The following is a 21,531-nucleotide window of genomic DNA, read 5'->3' as shown; positions in this document are numbered from 1 at the left end:
GCCATGCCAAGCGCCACGACCGTCGCCGCCTTCGCCGCCGGCCTGCTGCTGACCCTGTGCCTGGCGGCCTGGCTGACGCCACGCGCCTGGTGGCGGCGCGCCAACGCGCGCGCGCTCGCCGTGCTGGTGTGCGGGACGGCGCTGCTCGGCGGGCTGCTGCATGTGCTGGTCGCACCGCCGTCGCAGGCGGCGCAAGCAGCGCAGGCAGCGCCGGCGATTGCCGATGTTCCGCTGGCCGGGGCCCGCTACCGCGCCTGGGACCACGTGAACCTGCGCGCCGGCACCGGCGTCGCGGCGCGCCGCCTGGCGGTGGTGCCGGCCGGGTCGCACCTGACGGCCAGCGGACGCCGCGAAGGCGACTGGTGGCAGGTCAGCGCCGTGGTCGACGGACGCCGCCTGGAAGGCTGGGCCAGCAGCCTGTGGCTGCGCCGCGCCGACGAAGCCGGCTCACGCCGCTGAGTCGTCGGACCCGGCCAGCCGCATCGGGTTGAAGAACAGGCCCTTAACGCAATGGGTCGGCCCGACCCGCACGAAGCCGAAGGCCTCGTACACCGGCACCGCGAAATTCGACGCGTTCACGGTGAAGCTGCCGTCGCCGCCCGCGCCCAGGGCCGCCTCGCGCGCGGTCTCCCACAGCGCGCGCGCCACTCCGCGCCGGTGCCAGCGTTTTCCCACGAACAGGTGGAACAGGTGGCTGCGATCGCGCACCGCCACGAACCCGGCCATCTCGCCGTCGATCATGGCCACATGGTAGACGTGCCCGCGCGCCAGGAAACCGCGCACGCCCATCTCGTCGTTCTCGGCCAGGAAGGTCGAGGCGCCTTCCGGGGGCGATGCATGCAGGATGTATTCGCGCGCCAGTTCGCGCAACAAGGCCGCCACAAGGGGGATGTCCGGGAGTTCAAGTGGTCGGATCAACATGGCGTGCGCGCACAACGTGTTTACGGAACGCCACAGTATCATAGAAGATAGTTCCCGCAAGGCAATTTAATTGACCATGGACAGCGCCTCCACCTACACTGTCCAGACCATGCCGCCGCCCAGCACCAGCCTTCCCCAGATTCCGGCATCGCCCGCTCCCGCGGCCCGCCGCAAGGTCGCCCTCACCCGGCCCTTGCGCCACGCCCGCTACCGCAATCTGTGGCTGGCCAACATGGTCTCGAACATGGGTACCTGGATCCAGACCTTCGCCTCGGCCTGGCTGGTCGCTTCGCTGTCGGGATCGGCCTCGGTGACCTCGCTGGTGCAGACCGCGACCTATGTCCCGATCTTCCTGTTTGCCCTGCTCTCCGGCGTGGTGGCCGACGCCGTGCACCGGCCGGCCTTCCTGTTCTACTGCAACCTGTACATGGCGCTGTGCGCCGCCACCATGGCCATCCTGGTCACCACCGGCATGGTGGCCAGTACCCCGGTGCTGGTCCTGACCTTCTGCATCGGCATCGGCACCGCCTTCGTCTGGCCGGCCTGGCAGGCCGCGATGTCCGGCCTGGTCGACCCGGAAGAAGTGGAAGCGGCGGCCACCCTGAACAACCTCTCGTACAACCTGTCGGCGATCGCCGGGCCGGCCCTGGGCGGCGTGCTGTTCGGCTGGATCGGGCCGAGCGCGCTGTTCCTGGCCAATGCGCTGTCCTTTGCCGGCCTGCTGTTCGTGTACTGGTCGTGGTGGCGCGAGCGTGCGCCCCAGGCCATCGTGCGCGAGGGTTTCGGCGCGCGCTTGCGCTGCGGCCTCCGCACCGCGCTGGGCTGTCCACGCTACCGCCGCATCCTGCGCAACGTCTGCAGCGTGTTCTTCTCCACCATCGCCTTCGCCAGCCTGCTGCCCGTGTTCGTGCGCGACGTGCTCTACCTGCGCTCGAGCACCTTTGGCACCCTGATGAGCTGTCTGGGCGGCGGCGCCGTGATCGCGGCCTTCTTCCTGCCCCAGGTCAGGGCGCGGGTCGACAAGAGCGCCGTGCTGGCCGGGGCCCTGGTGGTGTACGGCATGATGCTGGTGGCGATGTCGCTCACCACCTCGCTGGCGCTGCTGGCGCCGCTCATCGTGTGCGGCGGCATGGCCTGGTCGGCCACCGTATCGACGCTGAACGCCGCCGCCCAGCTGTCCTTCCCGCCCGAGGTGCGCGCGCGTACGCTGTCGATCTACCTGTTCGTGATGTCCGGCGGCTACGTGGCCGGCAGCCTGGTATGGGGCCAGGTGGCCGACATGTGGGGCGTGCGCACCGCCCTCGGCGCCGCCGGCGCCTGCGTGCTGGCCAATGCGCTGGCCGTGGCCACCGGAAACCGGAGAACGCCCCTCTAATCGTAATGCGGTTCAGTTAGCTGGAACATGTACGGTGGCCGGCTCCGCCGGCCGCGCGTTCACATCATGGCTGCACTGTGGCTGGACCATTTGCGTTGGACGCGCGGCCGGGAAACCCGGCCACCCTACGGTTAACTGAACGGCATTACCCCTCTAATCGCGCCTTCGGCCAGCGATGTTCAGGTGTAAAGTAGCAGGATTGCCATCAATGTGGCCCCGCCCGCCGCCCCATGCCTCCTGTCTTGTCCGATTTCCAGTTTGCGCCACGCTTCGACGTGGCCGTCGCCAGCCGGCGCGGCGCCGGCCCGGTCCAGCGTCCCGAAAACCAGGACAATTTCGTCGTCATCGATGTCGCGGGCCAGGCCTGCCACCTGCTGGGCCAGGAACTGCGCCGAAGCAGGGTGCGCGGCTGGCCCGCCGGCCACGGGCGCGTCGCGGTGCTCGACGGGATGGGGGGCCACGGGCACGGGCGCGAGGCCGCCGAGGCGGTCGCCGCCGGCCTGCTGACCGTTCCCGCCTGCCGCAGCGCCGCCGAACTGGCGCGCCACCTCGACGTGCTGCACGCCGAGCTGCAGCGCCATTTCGCGGGCCAGACCGGGACCCGCCCCGGCACCACGCTCACCATGCTGGAACTGCCCGCGGGCGGCGCGCCGCTGCTGTACCACGTGGGCGACTCGCGCCTCTACGAGGTCGGGCCGGCCGGCGCCATGCCGCTGACGGTCGACCACGTACCGGCCACCGCGGCCGCGCTGGCCGGGCGCATCGACCAGCGCGGCTGGTGGCGCCAGGTGCACGGCGAGCATGCGCCGCAGATCGCGCAGGCTTTCATCCTCGGCAACGCGTTCAGTAACCCGGCCCACCTGTCCGACCCGCTGTTCGAACTCACGCCCGTGAACCTGCCTTCCTGGCTATGCCACTTGCCGGACCGGCGCGTGCTGGCCCTGCGCGAGGACGCCGTCTACGTGCTGGCGACCGACGGCTTCTGGTCCTGCGCCGCGCCGGACGCCTTCGTGGGCGGCTGGCCCGAGCTGTTGGCCGGCAGCCCGGACGCCGCGGCCATGCTGGAGCGCCTGTTCGGCGCGATTGAGTCGCCGCCGGCTGGGCTGCAGCCGGACAACCTGACCGCGCTGGTGCTGCGGCCATTGGCGCAGCATGGCGACGAAACCGCCCTGCCCTACCACGCCCCGGTGTTGAAACATTCCTAACAGTTAATAATGTTGCCAATCAAAGAATGCGGCGCGCCGCTGGGTTCGAAAACAGCGTAAGCTTGCAATGTTGTCCCGTTGAACGCCATCCCGCCATGAATCGCTGCCGCCATCCCGACCATCCGCACTGCACCGTCTGGGTTTTGCCCGGCGAGGGCGTGTGCGCGCACGGGCATGCGCAGCCGGCCGCCGAGCCCGCCACCCCGGTGGTGCACGCGACCGGTGGCTTGCCGTCGAGCTTCGACGTCATCAGCGCCCTGCGCGCGGGCCGCTCGCCGGCCGCCGCGACCCCGCTGGTTCCGCAGGCGGTGACGGCCGGCCCGGCCCTGCAGCGCCCGCAACTGCACATCAGCGGGTTCGATCCGCGCGCGGCGGGCGGGCGCCAGGCCATCAAGCTGGAGCTGCGCGGCATGCCCATGGATTGCGCGCCTGAAGTGAGCATGCTGGTGCGTTCCGGCCTGCGCCTGCGCGACGGCGACCTCACCGTCTTCCAGCGCACCTCGCGCGGCGACTGGCGCCCGGTCTTCCTCGAATTTTCCTCGCGCGGCCTGGAGCATGGCCAGTACCGCATCGAAATCGAGCTGCACAGCCGCCACCCGCAGCGCCCGGACGCGTCGCGCACCTGGACCTGCTCGCCCGTGATCCTGGTGCCGCGCCTGGACGCCACCCTGGGCGAGATCCACCAGACCTTCCTGGCCACCCACAAGAACGTGCGGGTGATGGCGGACGACGCCGGCATCGCACGGGTGCAGGCGCCGGGCGGCGGCAGCGTCGATATCGACGTCACCGCCCGCAACGCCTCGATTGCGCAGGTGGACCTGCGCGAACCCGCCGGCGGCAAGATCGACCTGGGCTTTTCCACTATCGCGTGGGACGAAGACCTGATCGAGATCGACGTGCCGGTGGAAGTCCTGACCCACCCCTGCCCGGCCAGCAGCGCCTGCCTGGTGCATGCCGAACCCGATTCGGCAGCCCAGCGCCACCTGCGCCTGTTCGCGCTGGGCGAATGCTTGCTGGGCCGGTTCGAAGAATTCGACCCGGACGCCGACCTGCTGCTGGCCCACCACGGCGAGCACGGCGAAGAGCGCGGCGGCCTGACGCGCCGCCTGTCGGGCCGCCACGCCATCATCCGCCAGGGCCGCCACGGCTTCGAGATCGAAGACGTATCGCGCTACGGCGTGCTGCTCGACGGCGTGTGGCCGGGCAAGCACACGCCGGTGCTGCTGCGCCTGGGCATGCAGATCGCGTTCACGGCCAGCATCCGCGGCGTGGTGGAACTCGAAGTGAGCGCCTTGTTACCGCACGGCGTGATCCTGCACCGCATCGACGCGGGCGCGCGCGCGGAGGCGTTTTATATCGTGGCGCCGGACACCAACCCGGGCGCGGCCGTGGAGGCCTTCCTGCCGCGCGCCGGCGCCCTGCCGTTGCTGTTCCACCGCGATGGCGGCTTCTGGCACCTGGACCAGGTCAGCGGCGCCGAAACCGCGCTGGCGCCTGGCACGCAGCTGGAGCGCCTGCGCAGCATCGGGCCGCAGCAGCGCTTCGCCGCGCAGGCGTATCCGGAAACGCGGGTACAGGCGGCCCGCGCCGGCGAGCGCCGGCGTGCGCTTCCCGCGTCGTCCGGCCAGCCGGCCGCCCAGCTTCAATAGCCAGGCGGGCGCAGCACCAGGAATACCAGCGAGGCGCCGGCCAGCAGTGCACCCAGCAGTGCAAAGACGATGGCCGGAATTTTCAGGTCGTCAGGAACGTTCATGGCGCAATCCTTTCGAGTGCGTGACATAAAACCCATGCGGGGATGACCAGTCTACGCCGCCCGCATCAAGCGTGCAGCGTGTGGCCGTGCGTCAATCGCGCGAATAAGTAAACATATTCGTTTACTTATTTACGACGCTTGCTTACACTTCCGGCAATACTCCATTGTCCGGGATGCCGTATGCAACACCGCCTGCTGATCGCCACCGCCTGCCTGCTCGCCCTGTTGTCGACCACCGGCGCCTCGCTCGCCTACCCGCTGCTGCCGCCCCTGTTCGCCGGGGCCGGCAACGCCTTGAACAGTTTCCTCGGCCTGCCGCCCAAACTGCTGTTCGGGATCGCGCTGATGGCCAACCCGGCCGGCATGCTGATCGGCAGCGCCGTGCTCGGCTCGTGGTCGGACAGCCTGGGACGGCGCCGCATGCTCCTGCTCACCACTGTCGGCGCCGCGGCCGGCCACCTGCTGACCGCCTGGGCCTTGCTGGCCCAGTCCTTCCCGCTGCTGGTGGCGGCGCGCTTCGCCACCGGGGTGCTGGAGGGCAATGGCGCCATCCTGCGCGCGCTGCTGGCCGAGCGGCTGGGCGGAGCGCTGCGCAAGCACGCGCTGTCGTGGATCAATGGCGCCTTCCACCTCGGCTGGCTGGTGGGGCCGCTGCTGTCCGGCCTGAGCGCCGGCCACAGCATCACCCTCCCCTTCTGCCTGGCCGCGGCCGGCCTGGTGCTGGGCGCGCTGCTCTCGCTGCTGGTGCTGCCGCCGGACCCTGCCCCAGCCGGCACGCTCGACCCATGGCGGCTGGCGCGCGAGCGCCACGCCTTCACGCTGCTGCGCCATGGGCCGCTGCGCACGCTGTTCCTGATCTACTTCGCCTATGCCTGCGGCGTAGCCGGCTTCTATGAATTCTTCCCGCTCTGGCTGGTCGAAGTGGGCGGCTACGACGCCGCCGGCATCGCACTCGTCAACATGGCGATGTGCGGCGTGATGACCGCCACCGCCATGGTCGCGGGGCGCGCCCATCCCGGCGACGCGCGCTACCGCGCCAGCTGCCAGGCGGGGGCGGTGGCGCTGGCAATCCTGTGCGTGGGCCTGGGCAACCTGTGGATCGGCATGGCGGCCATCATGCTGTTCGGCCTGCCCCATGCCTTCTATAATGCGACCCTGCAGGCCTGGGCGTCCGAGCACTTCGCCGGCCACGGCCAGGGCGCCGTCATGGGATTGATCTCGACCACCTTTTGCCTGGCCCAACTCGCCATGGCCCTGGGCGGCGGGCTGCTGGCGCTGGTCGATACGCGGCTGGTGCTGGTGGCCGGCGGCCTGCTGGCCGGATGGGGCGCCGTCTCGATGCGGCGCTGGAGCCGCCAATCCACCGCCACACAGACGGAATTCGCATGAACACCGCCGAACACACCCTGCTGCTGCTCAAGACACGCGGCCCGCAAACCGCCCAGGCGCTGGGAGCGATCCTGCAACTGACCTCGATGGCCACCCGCCGCCAGCTCGAAGCGGCGCAGGACAAGGGCCTGGTGCGCTATGTCGACACACCCGGCAAGGTGGGCCGGCCGGTGCGGCTCTGGCAACTCACCGAGCTGGGCCACGCCCGCTTCCCCGACCGCCACGCCGCGCTCACGCTCGACCTGATCGGACAGGTGCGCTCCCTGTTCGGCGAAGCGGCCATCGACCGGATGATCGACGCCCGCGAAGTGGCGAGCGAAGCGGCCTACCGGGCCGCGGTCGATCCGGCCGCCCCGCTGCCGCAGCGGGTGGCGGCGCTGGCCCTGATGCGCGACGCCGAAGGCTATATGGCCGAAGCCCAGGCCGGCGCCGACGGCAGCCTGCTGCTGGTCGAGAACCACTGCCCGATCTGCGCGGCGGCGCGGGTGTGCCAGAACTTCTGCCGCTCCGAACTCGACGTGTTCCGGCGCGTGCTGGGCCCGGATACCCAGGTCGAACGGGTCGAGCACCAGCTGGCCGGCGCGCGCCGCTGCGCCTACCGCATCGTGCCGGTGGCGCGCGCCGGCGACCCGGCCTGACGTGTCACGCCCCGTCGCGGCGCCAGGCGGCCGGCCAGGCCGGCAGCGGGATGCGTTCGCTGTCGCCCGGTACCGGGACAAAGGCGCCGGCCTCCCAGTCGCGCGCGGCCTGTTCGATGCGCTCGCGGCTGGATGAGACGAAGTTCCAGAAGATGTAGCGGCGCCCGTCCAGCGGCTCGCCGCCCACCAGCACGAAGCGCGCACCGGCGCTGGACGACACCCGCACCGGCAGGCCTGGCTCGACCATCGCCATGGTATTGGCGGGAATCGCTTCGCCATCGATTTCGATGGCGCCCATCGGGGCGTAGACGGCGCTTTCCTCGGGCAGGCCGCCCAGGTCGATCGAGCCGCCCGGCGCCAGCTGCACGTCGAGGTAGAGCGTGCTGCTGAAGGTGGGCACGGGCGAGGTGCGCCCGAAGGCGGTGCCGACCAGCACCCGCACAGTGGCGCCTTCGAATGCGACTTCGGGAATCTGGTCGGCCGGCGTGTGCGAGAACGCGGCCGGGGCTTCCTCGTGCGCGCGCGGCAGCGCGGCCCACAGCTGCAGGCCATGGGTGCGGCGCACCCGGTCCAGCAGGTCGTCGGGGGTGCGCTCGGAATGGACGATGCCGCTGCCGGCCGTCATCCAGTTGATCGCGCCGGGCTCGATGCGCTGCTCGGTGCCCAGGCTGTCGCGGTGCATGATCGCGCCTTCGAACAGGTAGGTGACGGTGGCCAGGCCGATGTGCGGGTGCGGCCGCACATCGTGGCGCGCTCCCGGCTGGGCCTCCACCGGCCCCATATGGTCGAAGAACAGGAAGGGGCCGACCGACTGGCGCGCGGCCGCCGGCAGGATGCGCCGCACGGTGAAGCCGCCGCCGAGATCCTTGTCATGCGATTTGAACAGGTGCGCGATGCCCATGGCGATTCCTCCGTGCTTGAACGATCCCTTTACTGTACACCATCGCGGCCAGGCGGGAGCCCTGCCGAAGGACAGGCAAAGGCGCCCGGCGCAAGGAAAGCCAGCAGCGTGGAGCGGATGCGCTCGCGCAGCTCGAACGGGCCGCCGTCGAACATGTCGTTGTGGCGCGCGTCCTGCAAGGGCACGATGCAGGCCTTCAGGCGCTGCTGTTCCTCCAGCGTGGGCAGCACGCCCGGATCGGCGCCGGTATCCGAGGCGCGCAGGCTCAGCACCCGGATGCCTGCGGAGCGCGGCAGCGCGGCGCGGCGGTTGTCGAGGGTGACCAGGGCCGCGATGCCGGCCGGATCGAGGCTGGCCAGCCGCGCCGAACTGTCGCCGCCCATCGAATGCCCGACCAGCAGCGTGCGCTGCCAGTCGTAGCCGGGGTAGGCTTGCGAGAGCGCCGTGTGCACGAAGCGGATATTGGCCGCCCCGCGGCGCGCCAGCTCGCCGCGCTGGCGCACCATGTCGCCGTCCAGGTCCATCTTCGCGTCGCCCGGAATCTCGTGATCGATGCTGGCGACCAGGTAGCCGCGGCCGCGCAGCGCGTCGACCAGGAAGCCGTACTCGCCGCTGCCGATGCCATAGCCGTGGCTCAGGAGCGCCACCGGACAGGGCCGCGCCGGCGTGCAGGCAGGCGCCGTGGCGGGCAGGAAGAGCTGGACCGGGACGGGGCGTGCGCGCGCCGTGTCGACCAGCGCGAGCGTCGTGGATTGGGCCTGGGCGCCGGATGCGGCCAGCAGGGATGCGGCGGCGAACAGCCCTTGGGTAAAACCTGTCATGTGCTGGATGCTTTTCGAGAGCCTCACATCAGCTCGCGCACCACGCGCAAGCCCACGATGTCGTTCGACAGCACGCTGGAAAAGCCGTTGCGCAGCGCCGAACGGAGGTAGCGCGGATTGTACAGCCAGGAGCCGCCGCGCAGGATGCGGCGGGCCTGGTCGCCGCCCTCTTCCCAGGCGCTGCCGTCCAGCGGCGCGCCCTCGTAGTTGTCGTGCACCACGTCCTGCACCCACTCCCATACATTGCCGTGCATGTCGTACAGGCCCCAGGGGTTGGGCGGGAACATCCCGGCCGGCGTGGTGCCGCGCCGGTACACGCCGCGCGCCCCGCCGTTGTAGGTGAAGCTGCCGTCGTAGTTGGCCTGGTCCGGATTGATGGTGTCGCCGAGGCTGAACGCGGTGCGGGTGCCGGCGCGGCAGGCGTATTCCCATTCGGCTTCGCTGGGCAGCCGGTAGCGCCTGCCGGTACTTGCCGCCAGCCACTGCACGTACTGCTGGGCGTCGTGCCAGGTCAGGCCCACCACCGGGTGGGCGTCGGTCTGCGGGAAGCCGGGGTCGTTCCAGTTCACTTCCCCCTGCGGCTCCCAGCCGGTCGCCTGCACGAACACGCGCCACTCGCCCACCGTCACCGGATAGCGTCCCATCGCGAACGGGCGCTCGATGCCGACCCAGCGCTGCGGGGTCTCGCGCTCGAGCCACTTCTGCTGCGCGCCGGCAGCCATGGCGATCTTGCGCTCATGCTCGTGGGAGCCCATCTGGAAGCGCCCGCTCGGGATCAGCACCAGCGCCGGGCCGCTGCCAACGCCGTCGAGAAACGCATCCACCAGCACGCCGTCGCCATCGGCGACCGGGCTGGCGGGCGTGGGGATCAGCTGCGCCAGCTCGGACGCGCTGCGCGCGGCCTGCAGCTCGCGGGCGCGCTTCTGCTCGGCCAGGTAGGTGGCGGCGGCGCGCGCCTGGGCCGCCTTGCGCTGGGCTTCTTCCTGGGCCAGCCGGGTCTTGGCCGCTTCTTCGTCGCGCCTGGCCAGCAGTTGCTGGCGCAGCGCTTCCTTGCGCGCCTCGCGCGCCTCGTTGGCCGCGGCGCGCTCCAGGCGCTGCTGCTCGCGGCGCTGGCGGTCGATTTCCGCCTTGGCCACGGCGCGGGCCTGCTCTTCGGCCTGGCGCCGCGCCGCCAGCTCGCGCTCGCGCTTTTCCTGCTCGGCGCGCGCCGCCGCCGCCCTGGCGGCGATTTCCTCGGGCGACGGGCCGACGGCGTTGCGCAGGCCGTCCAGCAAGGCGCGCACGCTGGCCGGCCGCGCGGACGCATCCTGCGCCAGCCCGGCCTTGAGCGCGTCCCACTGGTGCGGCCGCAGCGCGGCCGGAGGCACGGTGGCGTCAAGCGGCAGCGCGCCGTCGAGCATCTGGTAGATCATCATCGACACCGCGTACACGTCCAGTGCGGGAGTGGGCTGGCCGCGCGGGCTGCCCGCTTCGGGCGCGCGGTAGCCGGCGGTGCCGGAGCTGCCCGGTGCATCCAGCGCCGGCGCGGCGCCGGCCGCCCGGGCCCGCGCCGCGATGCCGAAATCGAGCAGCTTCACTTCGCCGCGCCCGGTGACGAAGACATTGCCCGGCTTGATGTCGCGGTGCACCAGGCCGTGCTTGTCCCACGCGTAGTCGAGCGCGGCGGCGACCGGGTCGAGCAGCGCCAGCACGCGCTCGAACGGCAGCTTGCCTTCGCGCCCCAGCAGGCTGTCGAGGTCTTCGCCGTCCAGGCACTCCATGATGATGAAATAGCTGGCCGTGGCCGGGTCCTGGGCCCACTCGTAGACGCGCACGATGTTCTCGTGCGCCAGGCGGCGCGCGCGCGTGGCTTCCTGGACCAGCAGCTTGGCGTGGGTGGCCGACTGCGTGAGCTGCGGCGGCAGGATCTTGAGCGCCACCTGGGCGCTGTGGCCAAGCTCCGCATGGGTGGCCAGGTCGGTCGCCTGCCACACCTGCCCCATGCCGCCGTGGGCGATCAGGCGCTCGAGCCGGTAGCGCCGGGTGGGCGGCCCCACTTCCTGCCCGGCCATGAGGCCGATCTCGGTACCCGGGCGCGCCTGCGGCGCCTCCTCGGCGCTGCTTCCCGCGGGGGCGTAGACGGCGTCGAGGATCGCGTTCTTGCGCAGGTCGAACTCCTGGCGGCTCAGCAGGCCGTCCTCGTGCAGCGCACGCAGTTCGCGGATCTTGTCGATGGCCGTTTGCATCACTTCCGTCAGGTGGGCAACGGCGCGCCGCAGGTCGCGCAGAAGCGCTCGCCCTCGCGCGCCGGATGGCCGTGGGCGCACTGGCGCACGGCGGCCGCCATCCCGGTGGCCAGGTTCGTCTGGGCGGCCAGCAGCGCGACCTGGTGGCGCCGGTCCTTGTCGACTTCAAGTTCTCGCCTCGCCTGTTCTTCGCGCACCAACGCCAGCGCCTCGGGTGGCGTGAGCTTGCCCGCCCCGGCCACGCCGGACAGCGCGGCCAGCTGGGCGGCGTCCATGGTCGCATGCACGCGGGTTTTCATGAAGTCGTTCAGGGCGGCGGCATTCGGGGCGGCGGCCAGCGCCAGCTTGGCGGTGTCGTCCATCGCGGCGAAGGTTTCCAGCCGGCGCAGCTCCTGCTGGGCCACCGAGTCGCCTTCGGCCATACGCAGCGCATGGCGGCGTTCCTCGCCTTCGAGCGCCACGCCCTGCAGCTCGCGCGCCTGGCGCGCATCGAGTTCGATCGTGCGCAGCAGTTTTTCCTGCTGCGCCGCGCTGCGGGTGGACTCGATCTTCTGGCGCGCCTGCTCGTCTTCCCATTCCTGCAGGCGTCCGGCCTCGCGCCGCCGCGCCGCATTGGCCAGGGCCAGCGACTGGTGGCGCGCCACATGTTCTTCCTCGTCGATCTCGCGCGAGCGGCGAGCCGCGTCTTCTTCGCTGGCGCGCAGGCGCTGCAGTTCGGCGCGCTGGCGCGTCGCGTCTTCGATCAGTGCGGCCTGCTCGATCTTGTGGCGGATCTGCTGCTGCAGCAGCTGCTGCGAGAAGCGCTGGCGCGCGATGTGGCGCGCCTGCTGGGCGTCCTGCTGCGCCAGTTCGAGTTCGGAGCGCATGCGCACCTGGGCCATCGCGCGCAGGTGCTTCCATTCCTGGGCGTCGTCGGCGCGCGCGGCGCCCTTCTTGGCCAGTTCGTGTTCCAGTTCGGCCAAAACGTCGCCGGCACCGCGCTCGAGCGCCTGCTTGCGCGACTGGGCGTCGAGGATGCGCGCATACAGCTCGATCTGGCGGGCCCGCACCGCGTGCGCGCGGCCGGCGCCGGCGAGCGACAGTTCGGCGCGGGCGATGGCGTCGTCCTGGCGCAGCTCGGCCTCGCGCTGGCGCACGCGCGCCTGCTGTTCGCTGCGGCGCAGGCGCTGCCATTCCTCGGCGTCGTACAGCTCGTCGAGATGCTTGCGGTGTTCTACCTGCACATGGCGCTCGTCGGCGGCCAGCCACAGGCTGCCCACCCGGGCACGATTGGCGTCGTATTTATCGTGGCGCAGTTCGACGGTATCGACCTTCACCACGGCCAGGCCATATTCGGCCAGCAGCAGCTTGAGGCCGCCCTGCAGGCGCTCGTCGAGCTGTTCGCGCAGGGCGGCGGTGCCCGCCATGTCGCGGATCGAACGCGCGCCGACGAATTCGTCGAGCAGCTGGCGCACGGGCGCGGCCAACAGTTCCTGCAGTTCGCGGGTGCCGATCGTGCCCGGCATGGTCATGAAGTGGCGGGCAAAAGCCGGCACGTTCTCGATGCGCAGGCTCACGGCCAGGCGCGCGCTGACCGCCAGCTGCTCGGATGTACACACATCGTCGAACCGGAAGTCCACCGGCAGCGCGCCGGTGCGGGTGACGAGGATCTCGGCGTGCTGGTCGCGCAGCAGGTGGTTCAGGCGCGTGAAGAAGCCTTCGATCTCGTATTCGCCCTGCGGCACCTCGGTGGCCTTGTCGCCCTGCAGGATGAAGGCGCGGGCCGTGGCCGGCACCCGCAGCGTCTTGACGAATACGCCGGAGAGCTCGCGCACGCCGAAGAACACGGCCAGTTCGTCCGCCCCCGCGACCCAGCGGTTGTCGACCAGCACCGGCGCATTGCGCGGGGCGCCGACAATCATGCCGCAGCCGGCGCAGTAGCGCGCATCGTCGCCAAGCTTGCGCTCGCAGCGCGGGCAACTGGCGCCTTTCACTCCGAACATCTGGAACATATTGAACTCCGTTTCATTACAACACACTGCCCGTCGATTCTAACAGGGCCAGGCGCGATTCAAATGATCCCGATCCGGTCCACGCAGGCCACGCTGGCGCCGCGCGCACGCAACTCCTCGCGCCAGAGCGGCGGCAACTGCGCTTCCCACGCGCGCGGCACCAGGATACGGTCGCCGGGCGCCGCTTCTCTTGCCAGCAGCGCGCATTTCGGGCCCAGGCCCTCCACCGTGTCGACGCGGCCCGCATGCCAGGCCGACGACTGCCCGGTCGCCAGCACCCGCCCGCGCGCCAGGAATTCTCGCCCGCGCGCCATGCGGTCGGCCATGACCAGCGCCAGCTCGAAGGACGCGCCCTGGAAGCGCGCCTCGCCGAAACGCACCGTGGTGCGCCACTGGCCGGCGCCGCGCCCATCGTGGTGGCGGGCCCCGGCCAGCACCGCGCGCACCTGCGCCTGCAGCGCCGCGTCCACGCCCGGCCCCGCGATGCTGGACTCTTCGTCCTCGCCGTGCGCGGCCGGCCGCACGCTGACCTCGACCCAGCACAGGCTGTCCCCGGCGCCACCGCTCACAAGCGGGAACCAGGCGCGCGCCGCCGATACCGCGGCGGCCGGGTCGGGGTGGCCGGTGAGCGCGCCCAGGTGCGGCAGGCCGCCCTCGCCGCCGGCCAGCACGCCTGGCGGCACTTGCCGCAGGCCGTGCCCGTCCACGCGGCCCAGGTGCCAGGCGTCGGACCAGCCGTTCGCTACTACCGGGCGCTGCGGCTGCCACAGGCCGCGCACCATGCGGTCGGCCAGCACGCAGGCCAGTTCCCAGTCGCGGCTGCCCGGGGCCGGCGCGCGGTCCAGGCTCAATACCACCTGGTCGCGGCTGTCGAAGCGCGGCTCGGTATGGCGCGCCAGGCGCACCACTTCCTGCATCCGCTGCGCCAGCGCGGGCGCATCCGGCACGCTGCACTTGACATCGGCGCGCCCGCCACGCGGGCGCACGCTGGCGGTCACGGTGAGGCAGGAACCATCCGTGGTCAGGCTGCGGCAGGTGACGAGGGGCGCGTTCATGCTGGTGGCCCCGCGATGTCGCGCCGCGCGGCGCAGTCGCATTCGAGGTTGGCCACGATGCGGTCGGCTTCCTCGAGCAGGGCCCCGGCCTGGGCCGCATCGAGGTGCTTCAGGCGCGCCAGCAGCGCCCAGGCTTCGTCGAGCGCGGCCGCGGCGCGGCGGCTGTGGCGCGCGCGGCGCAGCTGTTCGGCGCCCGCCAGCGGCTGGCCAGGCGCGGCCAGTTCGAGGGCCGGCATGGTGCCGACCGCCAGGCTGACCAGGTCCAGCCGGCGCAGCAGCTCCTGGTGGCGGCGGAAGATCGCGCAGTCGGCCGGCAGCACGGCCAGCCGCAGGCCGCACAGCACGCCCGGCAGCTCCAGGAACAGGCGGCGCAGGGCCCTGGCGTCTTCGCCAGCCGCGTCGAACGCTTCCTGCGGCGGCAGGGCCGCAGGCTGCGGCGCCGGCTGCAACGCCAGGCGCGCCGACAGCAGGGCCGCCAGATCGTTCGACGCGCCCAGTTCGACCGGGATGCAATCGTCCACCATCACGCCGAAGCGCGTATACAGCAGCTGGTTGAAGCCGCTCCTGAACACATTCCACTCTTCGAAGCTGGTGCAGGGCGGCAGCTCGATGTTACCCTGGGCCAGTTCGCGCTGCAGCGCCAGTTGCAGGGCCGCCACGAAGCCGTCCAGCGCCACCCGCGCGCTGCCCTCGCTGGCCAGGAACAAATCAAAACGCTGATGCGCCTCGCGCGGATCGGGCGCATCAAACGCGAAGGCCACGCGCAGGCCGATTTCCGGCGCCGCGGCAAACGGTGTGAGCTCGCAGGTGTATGGGCCGGGATGGACGCACCAGGCGGTTTCACCCTCGACCACCAGCAGCCGCGCACCCTCGCTCAGGCGGCGGGTGTGGCCTTGCTGGTCCGCCAGCACGGCGAAGCAGCCGGGCGGCACCGTGCAGCCCTTGGCCAGCGGCAGCGCGATGAAAGCGGCGCCCAGCCCGGCGAGGTCGGGGGCTGGCTGGCGGAATGGCCGGGTAAAGAGCTTGAGCATGCTAGGTCCCGGCCGGCTCCACGGTAAACAGCGCGCCATGGCGCTGGAAGTGCTGCGCCGGCGGGTCGGCGAACGGCCAGGCGCCCTCGCATTCGCCGTCGCTGTCCAGCCGTCCTTCGAGCACGGTGCCGCCGGCGCCGTCGCGCACCCGCAGCAAGGGGGCCTCGCGCAGCAGCGTGGCGGCCAGCGCCGACTGCGCATCGAGCTGCAGGATCACGCGCCCATCGACGAAATGCAGGCGCCAGGCGCCGTCGTCGGTCGCGAGCAAGCCGGGCCCGGCGCCGCTGTCGGCAGCGCGCAGCATGCCGGCGCTGCCACGCCAGCCGCGCGGCGCGGCCCTGGCACGGCGCGCGTCGGCCAGGCTGCGCAGGCGCCGCGCGGTCAAGGGCGAGGCTTGCAGCGCGCTGCGTTCGCCCGCCGTCAAGGGCCGGCTGCCGTCCAGCGCCGCCACCAGCACAGCGTCGGCCAGCACCAGCCGGTCGCCCTCGACCCGGCGTCCTGCCAGCAGCTGTGCCTGCAGCTTGCGGTCCAGTTCTGTCATCTCCATCAAGATTCCTCCATCTATCCTGCCGCCGCGCCCAAGCGGGCAATGGCGGCGTCGCGCCGTTTGCGCAAGGTGGGCAGCGAGACTTCGTCCAGCAGCGCCAATTGCTGCATCGTCGGCAGCTCGCCCGTGGCTGGGTCCAGCCATTCGGACGGATAGCTGTCGTCGAAAGGCCCCAGCAGTTTCAGGTAGACGGCCAGCCGCACCGGCAGCGAATCGCCTGCCATCACCTGCCCCGCCCAGCTGCCGCGCTCCTGCGCCGCCGCTGCCATCAAGAGGAAGCGGGGGGACAGTGAAACCCGCGCCGCCAGCGCCTGGTCCAGCAGCACGGGAGCCTGGGCCGTCTCCCCGGCATCCTCCAGCTCCAGCCCGGCCAGGTCGAGTTCATCCTGGCGCGCTTCCAACAGCTGGTCCGGGCCCGGCGTGCTGGCCTGGCTGGATTCGTCCAGCACGCGCCAGTAGTCGTCCAGCCAGGCGGTGGCGTCGCTCGCATCCTGCAGCCAGTCGCGGTCCTGGTTGGCCGACAGGGCTTCATATTCGCCGATCTCGCGCAGCATCGCCGCAATCTTGTCGGCGCTGCCTTTCAGGCTGGCGAAGCGCTTGGAGCGCGTGTGCAGCGGACCGGGCGCGCCGGTAAAGCCTTCCAGCGTCTCGCTCCAGCGCATGATCCACTCCGGGCGGCAATCGGCGCGGCCGCGCAACTGGCGCGCCTCGATCGGTTCGGCCTGCACCTCGCGCCCGAGGATGGCGCCCACTTGCGCGCGGTGCTCGCGCCAGGCGGCAAACAGGCGCGCCACCTCGCCATACGCCGTGTCGAGCATGCGGTAGGCGTACATTCGGTTCGGGCTGCAGGAACGCCCGCAGGCGGCCTGGTAGTTGTCGCTGTCGACCTTGTCGCGCAGGACGGCGTACAGGTCGTTGAATTTCTTGCGCAGCAGCGCGTCGCCGCCCGGCGCCATCCAGAACGGGCCGATGCGCGCATGCTCGCCCGCCACCGCCGCGCACAGGGCGGCCCAGTCGGCGGGACGCGCCTGCAGTTCGTAGGCCAGGGTCAGGGACAGGTCGAGCACGGTGTCGCCGTAGCTGTTGCCGGCCATGGCGGCGCGGCTGCCGCCGGCACGCAGCGCCCGCGCGACGGCGTCGACATACTCGGGCAGCAGGGCGTCGTCGCCGTCCAGCAAACGGGCGGGGCCGAGATGGGCGAGCGCCTGCAGCGAGCACTGGCCCAGCAACTTGCGGACCTGCTCCCAACCGTGCTCCTGGTACCGGGTTCCCGGCAAACGCATACCTTCCTCGTCCTCGATGGCCATCCGCAAGAGCGGATTGTCAACAGATGATGCCATACAAACACAAAAACGAGGCGCTCAGGAGATGCTCATTCCCCCTTCTTTTCATGGGATTGCTGCTGGACCGAACGCAGCAGCGCCGCGACGATGGGGGCGGCATGGGCGCCGCCCGTCAGGCTCGACTGGCTGACAAACGCGGCAAACGCGAGGCGCCGCGTCTGGCCCGGCAAGCTGCCCGGCTCCAGCCAGCCGGTGAACCAGACCGTGGCCAGGCCATCGTCGCCGGTGGGCGCGGTGCCGGTCTTGCCGAACAGGCCGGGACGCAGGCTGTCGAACGCCTTGCCGCGGAAGGCGCCGGCCGCGGTGCCGCTATCGACCACGCCCTTCATGCCCGCGCGGATGCGGTCCAGGCGCACGCCCAGTTCCGGCCCCGGCTGCGCCGTGGCGCCCTTGCCGTCCAGCGCCAGCAGCAGGCGCGGCGCGACGATCCTGCCCTGTCCCACCGCGCCGGCCACCAGCGCCATCTGCAGGGGGGTGGCCTGCATGCGCAGGCCGATCGCCATCTGGCGCACCTCGTGCCGGGTCTGGATCGGGTCGAGCCGGGAGGCGCTGGCCTGCAGCGCGTCCCAGCTCGACCAGGCATAGTCTTCCGGCAGCAGGCCGCCGTCGAGGCGCAGCTTGGCGCCGAAGCCGAGCTTGCGCGCCATGCCGGCCACCGGGCGCACGCCATCGAGCGCACCCGGTTCGAGTTCCATCACGCCCGGCGTGCCGCCCTGCGGCCGTCCGCCCAGGCTGCGGTCGCCCAGCTCGGCGGTCCAGGCGAACCAGGTGTTGATGCTGTGCGTCATTGCCTGCGCCAGGCCCAGGCGTCCCTCCACGGCACGGATGCCGGCCTGCTGTTCGCGGAAGTTCGTGATGCGGGCGCCGCCAGCGTCCGGGTAGGCCGGCGCTGCGGTGCGGAAGCCATAGCCCGCGTCGCGCGCCATCGCATCGATGTCGGCCAGGGGCAGGCCCTGCAGCAGGCGCTCGAGCTGCGCGTCCTTGCGCGCCGCCGCCTCCGCCCCCAGTGCGGTGACGATCTTGAAGGTGGACCCGGGCGCCCGCTGGGCGCCGCCGTCGTGCTGGAAGGCCGGCAGGCGTAGCGGGCTGCGCGCCGGGTCGGCGCGGTCGAAGTCGCGCACCTCCGGCCAGCGCGCCGGATCGGCCACGCCCATGCCGGCGCCGGCTGCGGCCAGCACGTCGCCGTTGCCGGCGTCGAGCAGCACCAGGCCGGCCTGGCGCCTGGCCGGCGCCGCATGAAAGCCGGTGCAGGTCTTGCCGTCCCACTTGCCCTCGCGCAAGCCGATGCAGTCGAGCGCGGCCTGCGCGGCTGCCTGCAGGTGCAGGTCGAGCGTCAGTTGCGCCGCGTGCGCGCTGCCCGGCAAGCGCGCCAGCATGCCGGCGACGCTGGACGCGTGCTCGCGGTGCACACCCAGCAGCGGCCCGAGTCCGGCGGCCTGCGCCACCGCGCTGGCCCGGCCATCGGACCACAGGGCTTGGCCATGGCGGTCCGCCAGGTTCACCTCGGCCAGCGCCGACCGGGCCGGCGCAGTCGCCGCCGGCAGCGCATGCCAGGCAAGCGCGCCGCCGTCGAGCCGCAGGTGGCGGTAGGCGGCATCGGCGCCGCCGGCCAGTTGCGCCAGGTCGAGCGGCTCGACCTCGAGCACGATGCGGCGCGCGCCCGGCAGCGGCGCCAGGCGCACCCGCTGCACGGCGTCCGGGTCGCGGCAGGCGCGCCCGTCGCAGGCGCCGGTCATGGCGGCAGTGGCGCCCTCGACCCGGCGCACGCGGCCGGCCAGCAGGAGGTCGACCGGCCCTGCCGCATCCAGCGCCAGGGCCGCCGTACGGGCCGCGCCGCCGCCATCCCACGCGCCGACACGCCGCCATGGCGCCCAGCCCTCCGGCAGGCGGGCGAACAGGCGCATCGCGGCCACCGGCAGCCCGTCGGTCTGCGTCACCGGCACCCCGCCGACGCTGGCCTGCCACGGGCGCTCGGCGCCCGGCCGCACGCGCCAGGCCAGCAAGCGGCGCTCGCTGTTGAACACCCTGGCCTGCTCGCGCACGAAGGCGCCGTCGGCGCGGTAGTAGAGACGCTCGAGCAGCTTGCGCCCTTCGGCGTCGAGCTGCAGCTTGTCCCAGCCGGGCAGCGGCGCCCGGCCGTCCGCGGGCGCCGCCAGCCAGGCCGCGAGGTCGCGCGGCGCGATCTCGACCAGGCCGCCGTGGCCCAGGCGAATCAGCCCATGCTGGTGCAGGCGCTCGAACAGCAGCGCGTCTTCCAGCGCGCGCGCCTTGGTCGCCGGCACCAGGTAGTCACCCGGGGCCAGCTGCAGCGCCGCCGGGCTGGCGCCGGAACCGAAGGCCTGCACCAGTCCCGTTCCCGCCGCGCCCGGCCCGACCCGCTGGATCAGCAGTTCGCCCGCCCCCGGGCAGGCGGCGCTGGCGCGGCGCGTGAACCTGAGCGCGCCCTCCTTCCATACCAGCCAGCCCGACTGGCCGAGCCGGCCCTCCCCGCGCGCGCCGCGCGCCACCGCGCCGCCGGCGGCGTCGCCCGTCCATGCGGCCCGGCCGGCGCCCGCGTTCCACGCCAGCCGCAGCGCGTCGCGGGCGTCGCCGCGCAGGTCGATACGCGGCATGGCCGAGCCCTGCGCGGCGAGCAGCACAGTGCGGGACGCCCCGAACGCGGCCGCTTCAGTGAAGGGATAGCCGATCCGCAGCGGCAGCTGGGAACACAGGTCGATGCGCAGCGGCGCGTCCATCCGCATGCTGGACGCGACCACCAGCGCGGCGCCGCCGTGCTGCACGATCGCGATGCCCGGCTCCTGCGGCACGCGGATCGTCGCGCCGCCCAGCAGCGGCTCCAGCGTGGCCAGCGCAGCAACGCCTTCGGGCGCCGCGCCGCCCGCCGCGGCGGACAGCGAACGCGCCGATTGCGCCAGCACCACGGCGCCCAGCACCACCACGCCGCAGGCCAGCAGGACCAGGCCGTTCAGGCGCAGCCGCGGCGCGGGCGCGGGCCGGGCCGCGCTACGCAGGTTGCGCGCACGCCGGCGCGCGGTACGGCCGGCGGCGAAGTAACCCATCAGTGATGCGAGTGTGGCTGTCATGCGCGGTCCGCTCCCAGGCGCGGCCCGGGGACGGCCGCTGTGCAGGAGCCTAGCCGGGGGCGGATGAAACCCATCCATTGGGCCGTGCGGTACGCGCGTTCACGGGGGCTTTTCCGCAGCCTGTCCCGCGTTTTCCGCGTCCCGTCGCAATCGGCTCGCGGCGTGGAATCGCTTGACCTAAAGTACACACATCGACAACCCACCCGCAAGGAGAAACACCATGAACATCACCAAGCACATGGAAGCCGTTTTCGTCGTCGCCATCAGCCTCGGCGTCTCGGGAAGCTACCTGATGGACGCGATCCCCGAAGCCCAGGCCCGCAGCTACAGCGCCGACGCCACGATGGTTGCCAGTGGCGACAAGATGGCCGTGGTGACGGTCAGCGCCAAGCGCCTGACCGGTGAAGAGAAACTGGCCGCCGGGAGCCGTGGATGAGTGCCGCACGCCGCCCCGCTGTCGCCCTGGCGCGACAGTGGGCGGCAGGCAGCGCGGCTGTTTGTATCAGCCTCCTCTGAAGTTTCCGGCACCACCTGTATCAGTTGTAAGCATCTCTTTCAAAGCGCCCCGCGGGCAAACAGCGGCGATATAGTGGGTCATCCGTTTTTGGAACTGGAGACCGACATGAAGCCCACCGCAACCCGTACCTTTACCCTCGCCGCCCTGATCGCCATTGGCGCCGCTTTCGCGCCGCTGCCAGCGATGGCGCAAGACTTCCAAGTCTATATTGGCTCGGCTCCGCCGGCGCCGATCTACGAACACGTTCCCGGCCCGCGCCACGGCTATGTCTGGGCGCCCGGCTACTGGGAATGGCGCGGCCATCGCCACAGCTGGGTCGGCGGCCACTGGGTCGCCGCCCGTCCGGGCTACGCCTACGCCGCACCGAGCTGGCGCCAGCGCCAGGGCCGCTGGTACATGGAACCGGCGCGCTGGACCCCGTACGGCGGCCGCGACCGCGACCGCGACGGCATCCCCGACCGTTACGAGCGCCGCGGCTACCAGCCGGTGTATGCCGGTGGCTACCGCGATGACCGGGGCTACGGCCGCGACGGCTACCGCGATGGCCGCGGCTACCGCGACGGCCGCCGCGACACCGACCGCGACGGCGTGCCGAACCGCTACGACCGCGACCTCGACAACGACGGCGTGCGCAACAGTCGTGACCGCGATGTCGATGGAGACGGCGTGCCGAACCGCTACGATAACCGGCCGACCAATCCGTATCGTCGTTAAGTTAGCGGCCGACATTCCGGCC

18 protein-coding genes are annotated in these 21,531 nt (G+C 71.8%); 8 read left to right on the top strand and 10 right to left on the bottom strand.

Annotated features, from left to right (window positions below; translation table 11 throughout):
* Positions 1–3: 3 nt before the first annotated feature.
* The gene (locus BM031_RS14465; RefSeq protein WP_091875278.1) at positions 4–459 is read left to right on the top strand and encodes an SH3 domain-containing protein; all 456 of its coding nucleotides are present in this window, start codon (positions 4–6) and stop codon (positions 457–459) included.
* On the opposite strand, the gene BM031_RS14460 is transcribed toward BM031_RS14465, so the two are convergent.
* Positions 448–921, bottom strand: a complete 474-nt coding sequence (locus BM031_RS14460) for a GNAT family N-acetyltransferase (RefSeq protein ID WP_091875277.1) — start codon at positions 919–921, stop codon at positions 448–450. The genes BM031_RS14465 and BM031_RS14460 overlap by 12 nt on opposite strands.
* A gap of 76 nt (positions 922–997) precedes the next feature.
* Between BM031_RS14460 and BM031_RS14455 the strand changes: the two genes are divergently transcribed.
* The 5 genes from BM031_RS14455 to BM031_RS14435 all read left to right on the top strand — a co-directional run bounded on the left by BM031_RS14455 (position 998) and on the right by BM031_RS14435 (position 7,281).
* Complete coding sequence (locus tag BM031_RS14455; protein ID WP_229408903.1) at positions 998–2,296, top strand: MFS transporter; 1,299 nt, start codon at positions 998–1,000, stop codon at positions 2,294–2,296.
* A gap of 230 nt (positions 2,297–2,526) precedes the next feature.
* The gene (locus BM031_RS14450) at positions 2,527–3,501 is read left to right on the top strand and encodes a PP2C family protein-serine/threonine phosphatase (RefSeq protein ID WP_091875276.1); all 975 of its coding nucleotides are present in this window, start codon (positions 2,527–2,529) and stop codon (positions 3,499–3,501) included.
* A 95-nt stretch (positions 3,502–3,596) separates the two neighbouring features.
* Positions 3,597–5,150 carry an FHA domain-containing protein gene (locus BM031_RS14445; RefSeq protein ID WP_143084592.1) on the top strand — a complete coding sequence of 518 codons (1,554 nt, stop codon included), beginning with the start codon at positions 3,597–3,599 and terminating at the stop codon, positions 5,148–5,150.
* Positions 5,151–5,434: 284 nt separating this feature from the next.
* The gene (locus BM031_RS14440) at positions 5,435–6,643 is read left to right on the top strand and encodes an MFS transporter (RefSeq protein ID WP_091875275.1); all 1,209 of its coding nucleotides are present in this window, start codon (positions 5,435–5,437) and stop codon (positions 6,641–6,643) included.
* On the top strand, positions 6,640–7,281 hold the full coding sequence (locus tag BM031_RS14435) for a helix-turn-helix transcriptional regulator (RefSeq protein WP_091875274.1): 642 nt from the start codon (positions 6,640–6,642) through the stop codon (positions 7,279–7,281). The genes BM031_RS14440 and BM031_RS14435 overlap by 4 nt, the downstream gene beginning before the upstream one ends.
* A 4-nt stretch (positions 7,282–7,285) precedes the next feature.
* Here BM031_RS14435 and BM031_RS14430 read toward each other — a convergent pair whose 3' ends face one another.
* From BM031_RS14430 to BM031_RS14390, 9 genes are all read right to left on the bottom strand, one after another.
* A complete protein-coding gene (locus BM031_RS14430; protein WP_091875273.1) occupies positions 7,286–8,182 on the bottom strand; it encodes a pirin family protein in 897 nt (298 codons plus the stop codon).
* 29 nt (positions 8,183–8,211) lie between these two features.
* Positions 8,212–9,003: a serine aminopeptidase domain-containing protein gene (locus tag BM031_RS14425; protein WP_091875272.1), complete on the bottom strand. Its 792-nt coding sequence runs from the start codon at positions 9,001–9,003 to the stop codon at positions 8,212–8,214.
* A 23-nt stretch (positions 9,004–9,026) separates the two neighbouring features.
* Positions 9,027–11,228, bottom strand: a complete 2,202-nt coding sequence (locus tag BM031_RS14420) for a bifunctional serine/threonine-protein kinase/formylglycine-generating enzyme family protein (protein WP_091875271.1) — start codon at positions 11,226–11,228, stop codon at positions 9,027–9,029.
* Positions 11,229–11,236: 8 nt separating this feature from the next.
* Positions 11,237–13,219: a coiled-coil domain-containing protein gene (locus tag BM031_RS14415; protein WP_091875270.1), complete on the bottom strand. Its 1,983-nt coding sequence runs from the start codon at positions 13,217–13,219 to the stop codon at positions 11,237–11,239.
* Between the two features lie 59 nt (positions 13,220–13,278).
* Entirely contained in the window at positions 13,279–14,274 is a 996-nt protein-coding gene (locus BM031_RS14410) for a hypothetical protein (RefSeq protein ID WP_091875269.1), read from the bottom strand.
* The gene (locus tag BM031_RS14405) at positions 14,271–15,305 is read right to left on the bottom strand and encodes a hypothetical protein (RefSeq protein ID WP_091875268.1); all 1,035 of its coding nucleotides are present in this window, start codon (positions 15,303–15,305) and stop codon (positions 14,271–14,273) included. Before BM031_RS14405 ends, BM031_RS14410 begins: the two co-directional genes overlap by 4 nt.
* 1 nt (position 15,306) lies before the next feature.
* Complete coding sequence (locus BM031_RS14400; protein ID WP_091875267.1) at positions 15,307–15,852, bottom strand: hypothetical protein; 546 nt, start codon at positions 15,850–15,852, stop codon at positions 15,307–15,309.
* A 14-nt stretch (positions 15,853–15,866) separates the two neighbouring features.
* Entirely contained in the window at positions 15,867–17,135 is a 1,269-nt protein-coding gene (locus tag BM031_RS14395) for a hypothetical protein (RefSeq protein WP_091875298.1), read from the bottom strand.
* An 89-nt stretch (positions 17,136–17,224) separates the two neighbouring features.
* Positions 17,225–20,278: a penicillin-binding transpeptidase domain-containing protein gene (locus tag BM031_RS14390; protein WP_091875266.1), complete on the bottom strand. Its 3,054-nt coding sequence runs from the start codon at positions 20,276–20,278 to the stop codon at positions 17,225–17,227.
* A gap of 220 nt (positions 20,279–20,498) precedes the next feature.
* On the opposite strand from BM031_RS14390, the gene BM031_RS14385 reads away from it, so the two are divergent.
* Both BM031_RS14385 and BM031_RS14380 read left to right on the top strand, forming a co-directional pair.
* Entirely contained in the window at positions 20,499–20,714 is a 216-nt protein-coding gene (locus BM031_RS14385) for a hypothetical protein (RefSeq protein ID WP_091875265.1), read from the top strand.
* A 186-nt stretch (positions 20,715–20,900) separates the two neighbouring features.
* Positions 20,901–21,509, top strand: a complete 609-nt coding sequence (locus BM031_RS14380) for a thrombospondin type 3 repeat-containing protein (RefSeq protein WP_091875264.1) — start codon at positions 20,901–20,903, stop codon at positions 21,507–21,509.
* Positions 21,510–21,531: the final 22 nt, after the last annotated feature.

Origin of the sequence: Massilia yuzhufengensis, assembly GCF_900112225.1 — a bacterium.
Classification (GTDB): domain Bacteria; phylum Pseudomonadota; class Gammaproteobacteria; order Burkholderiales; family Burkholderiaceae_D; genus Telluria; species Telluria yuzhufengensis.
Note: the sequence above shows the minus strand (reverse complement) of the source record. Positions and strands in the feature narration are given on the sequence as shown.

Bases quoted from the DNA above. Each gene is read 5' to 3' on its own strand.
- BM031_RS14415 (WP_091875270.1), bottom strand. From the start codon at position 13,219: ATGTTCCAGATGTTCGGAGTGAAAGGCGCCAGTTGCCCGCGCTGCGAG.
- BM031_RS14390 (WP_091875266.1), bottom strand. From the start codon at position 20,278: ATGACAGCCACACTCGCATCACTGATGGGTTACTTCGCCGCCGGCCGT.
- BM031_RS14465 (WP_091875278.1), top strand. From the start codon at position 4: ATGCCAAGCGCCACGACCGTCGCCGCCTTCGCCGCCGGCCTGCTGCTG.
- BM031_RS14460 (WP_091875277.1), bottom strand. From the start codon at position 921: ATGTTGATCCGACCACTTGAACTCCCGGACATCCCCCTTGTGGCGGCC.
- BM031_RS14445 (WP_143084592.1), top strand. From the start codon at position 3,597: ATGAATCGCTGCCGCCATCCCGACCATCCGCACTGCACCGTCTGGGTT.
- BM031_RS14455 (WP_229408903.1), top strand. From the start codon at position 998: ATGGACAGCGCCTCCACCTACACTGTCCAGACCATGCCGCCGCCCAGC.
- BM031_RS14395 (WP_091875298.1), bottom strand. From the start codon at position 17,135: ATGCGTTTGCCGGGAACCCGGTACCAGGAGCACGGTTGGGAGCAGGTC.
- BM031_RS14450 (WP_091875276.1), top strand. From the start codon at position 2,527: ATGCCTCCTGTCTTGTCCGATTTCCAGTTTGCGCCACGCTTCGACGTG.
- BM031_RS14400 (WP_091875267.1), bottom strand. From the start codon at position 15,852: ATGGAGATGACAGAACTGGACCGCAAGCTGCAGGCACAGCTGCTGGCA.
- BM031_RS14430 (WP_091875273.1), bottom strand. From the start codon at position 8,182: ATGGGCATCGCGCACCTGTTCAAATCGCATGACAAGGATCTCGGCGGC.
- BM031_RS14420 (WP_091875271.1), bottom strand. From the start codon at position 11,228: ATGCAAACGGCCATCGACAAGATCCGCGAACTGCGTGCGCTGCACGAG.
- BM031_RS14405 (WP_091875268.1), bottom strand. From the start codon at position 15,305: ATGCTCAAGCTCTTTACCCGGCCATTCCGCCAGCCAGCCCCCGACCTC.
- BM031_RS14440 (WP_091875275.1), top strand. From the start codon at position 5,435: ATGCAACACCGCCTGCTGATCGCCACCGCCTGCCTGCTCGCCCTGTTG.
- BM031_RS14385 (WP_091875265.1), top strand. From the start codon at position 20,499: ATGAACATCACCAAGCACATGGAAGCCGTTTTCGTCGTCGCCATCAGC.
- BM031_RS14410 (WP_091875269.1), bottom strand. From the start codon at position 14,274: ATGAACGCGCCCCTCGTCACCTGCCGCAGCCTGACCACGGATGGTTCC.
- BM031_RS14380 (WP_091875264.1), top strand. From the start codon at position 20,901: ATGAAGCCCACCGCAACCCGTACCTTTACCCTCGCCGCCCTGATCGCC.
- BM031_RS14435 (WP_091875274.1), top strand. From the start codon at position 6,640: ATGAACACCGCCGAACACACCCTGCTGCTGCTCAAGACACGCGGCCCG.
- BM031_RS14425 (WP_091875272.1), bottom strand. From the start codon at position 9,003: ATGACAGGTTTTACCCAAGGGCTGTTCGCCGCCGCATCCCTGCTGGCC.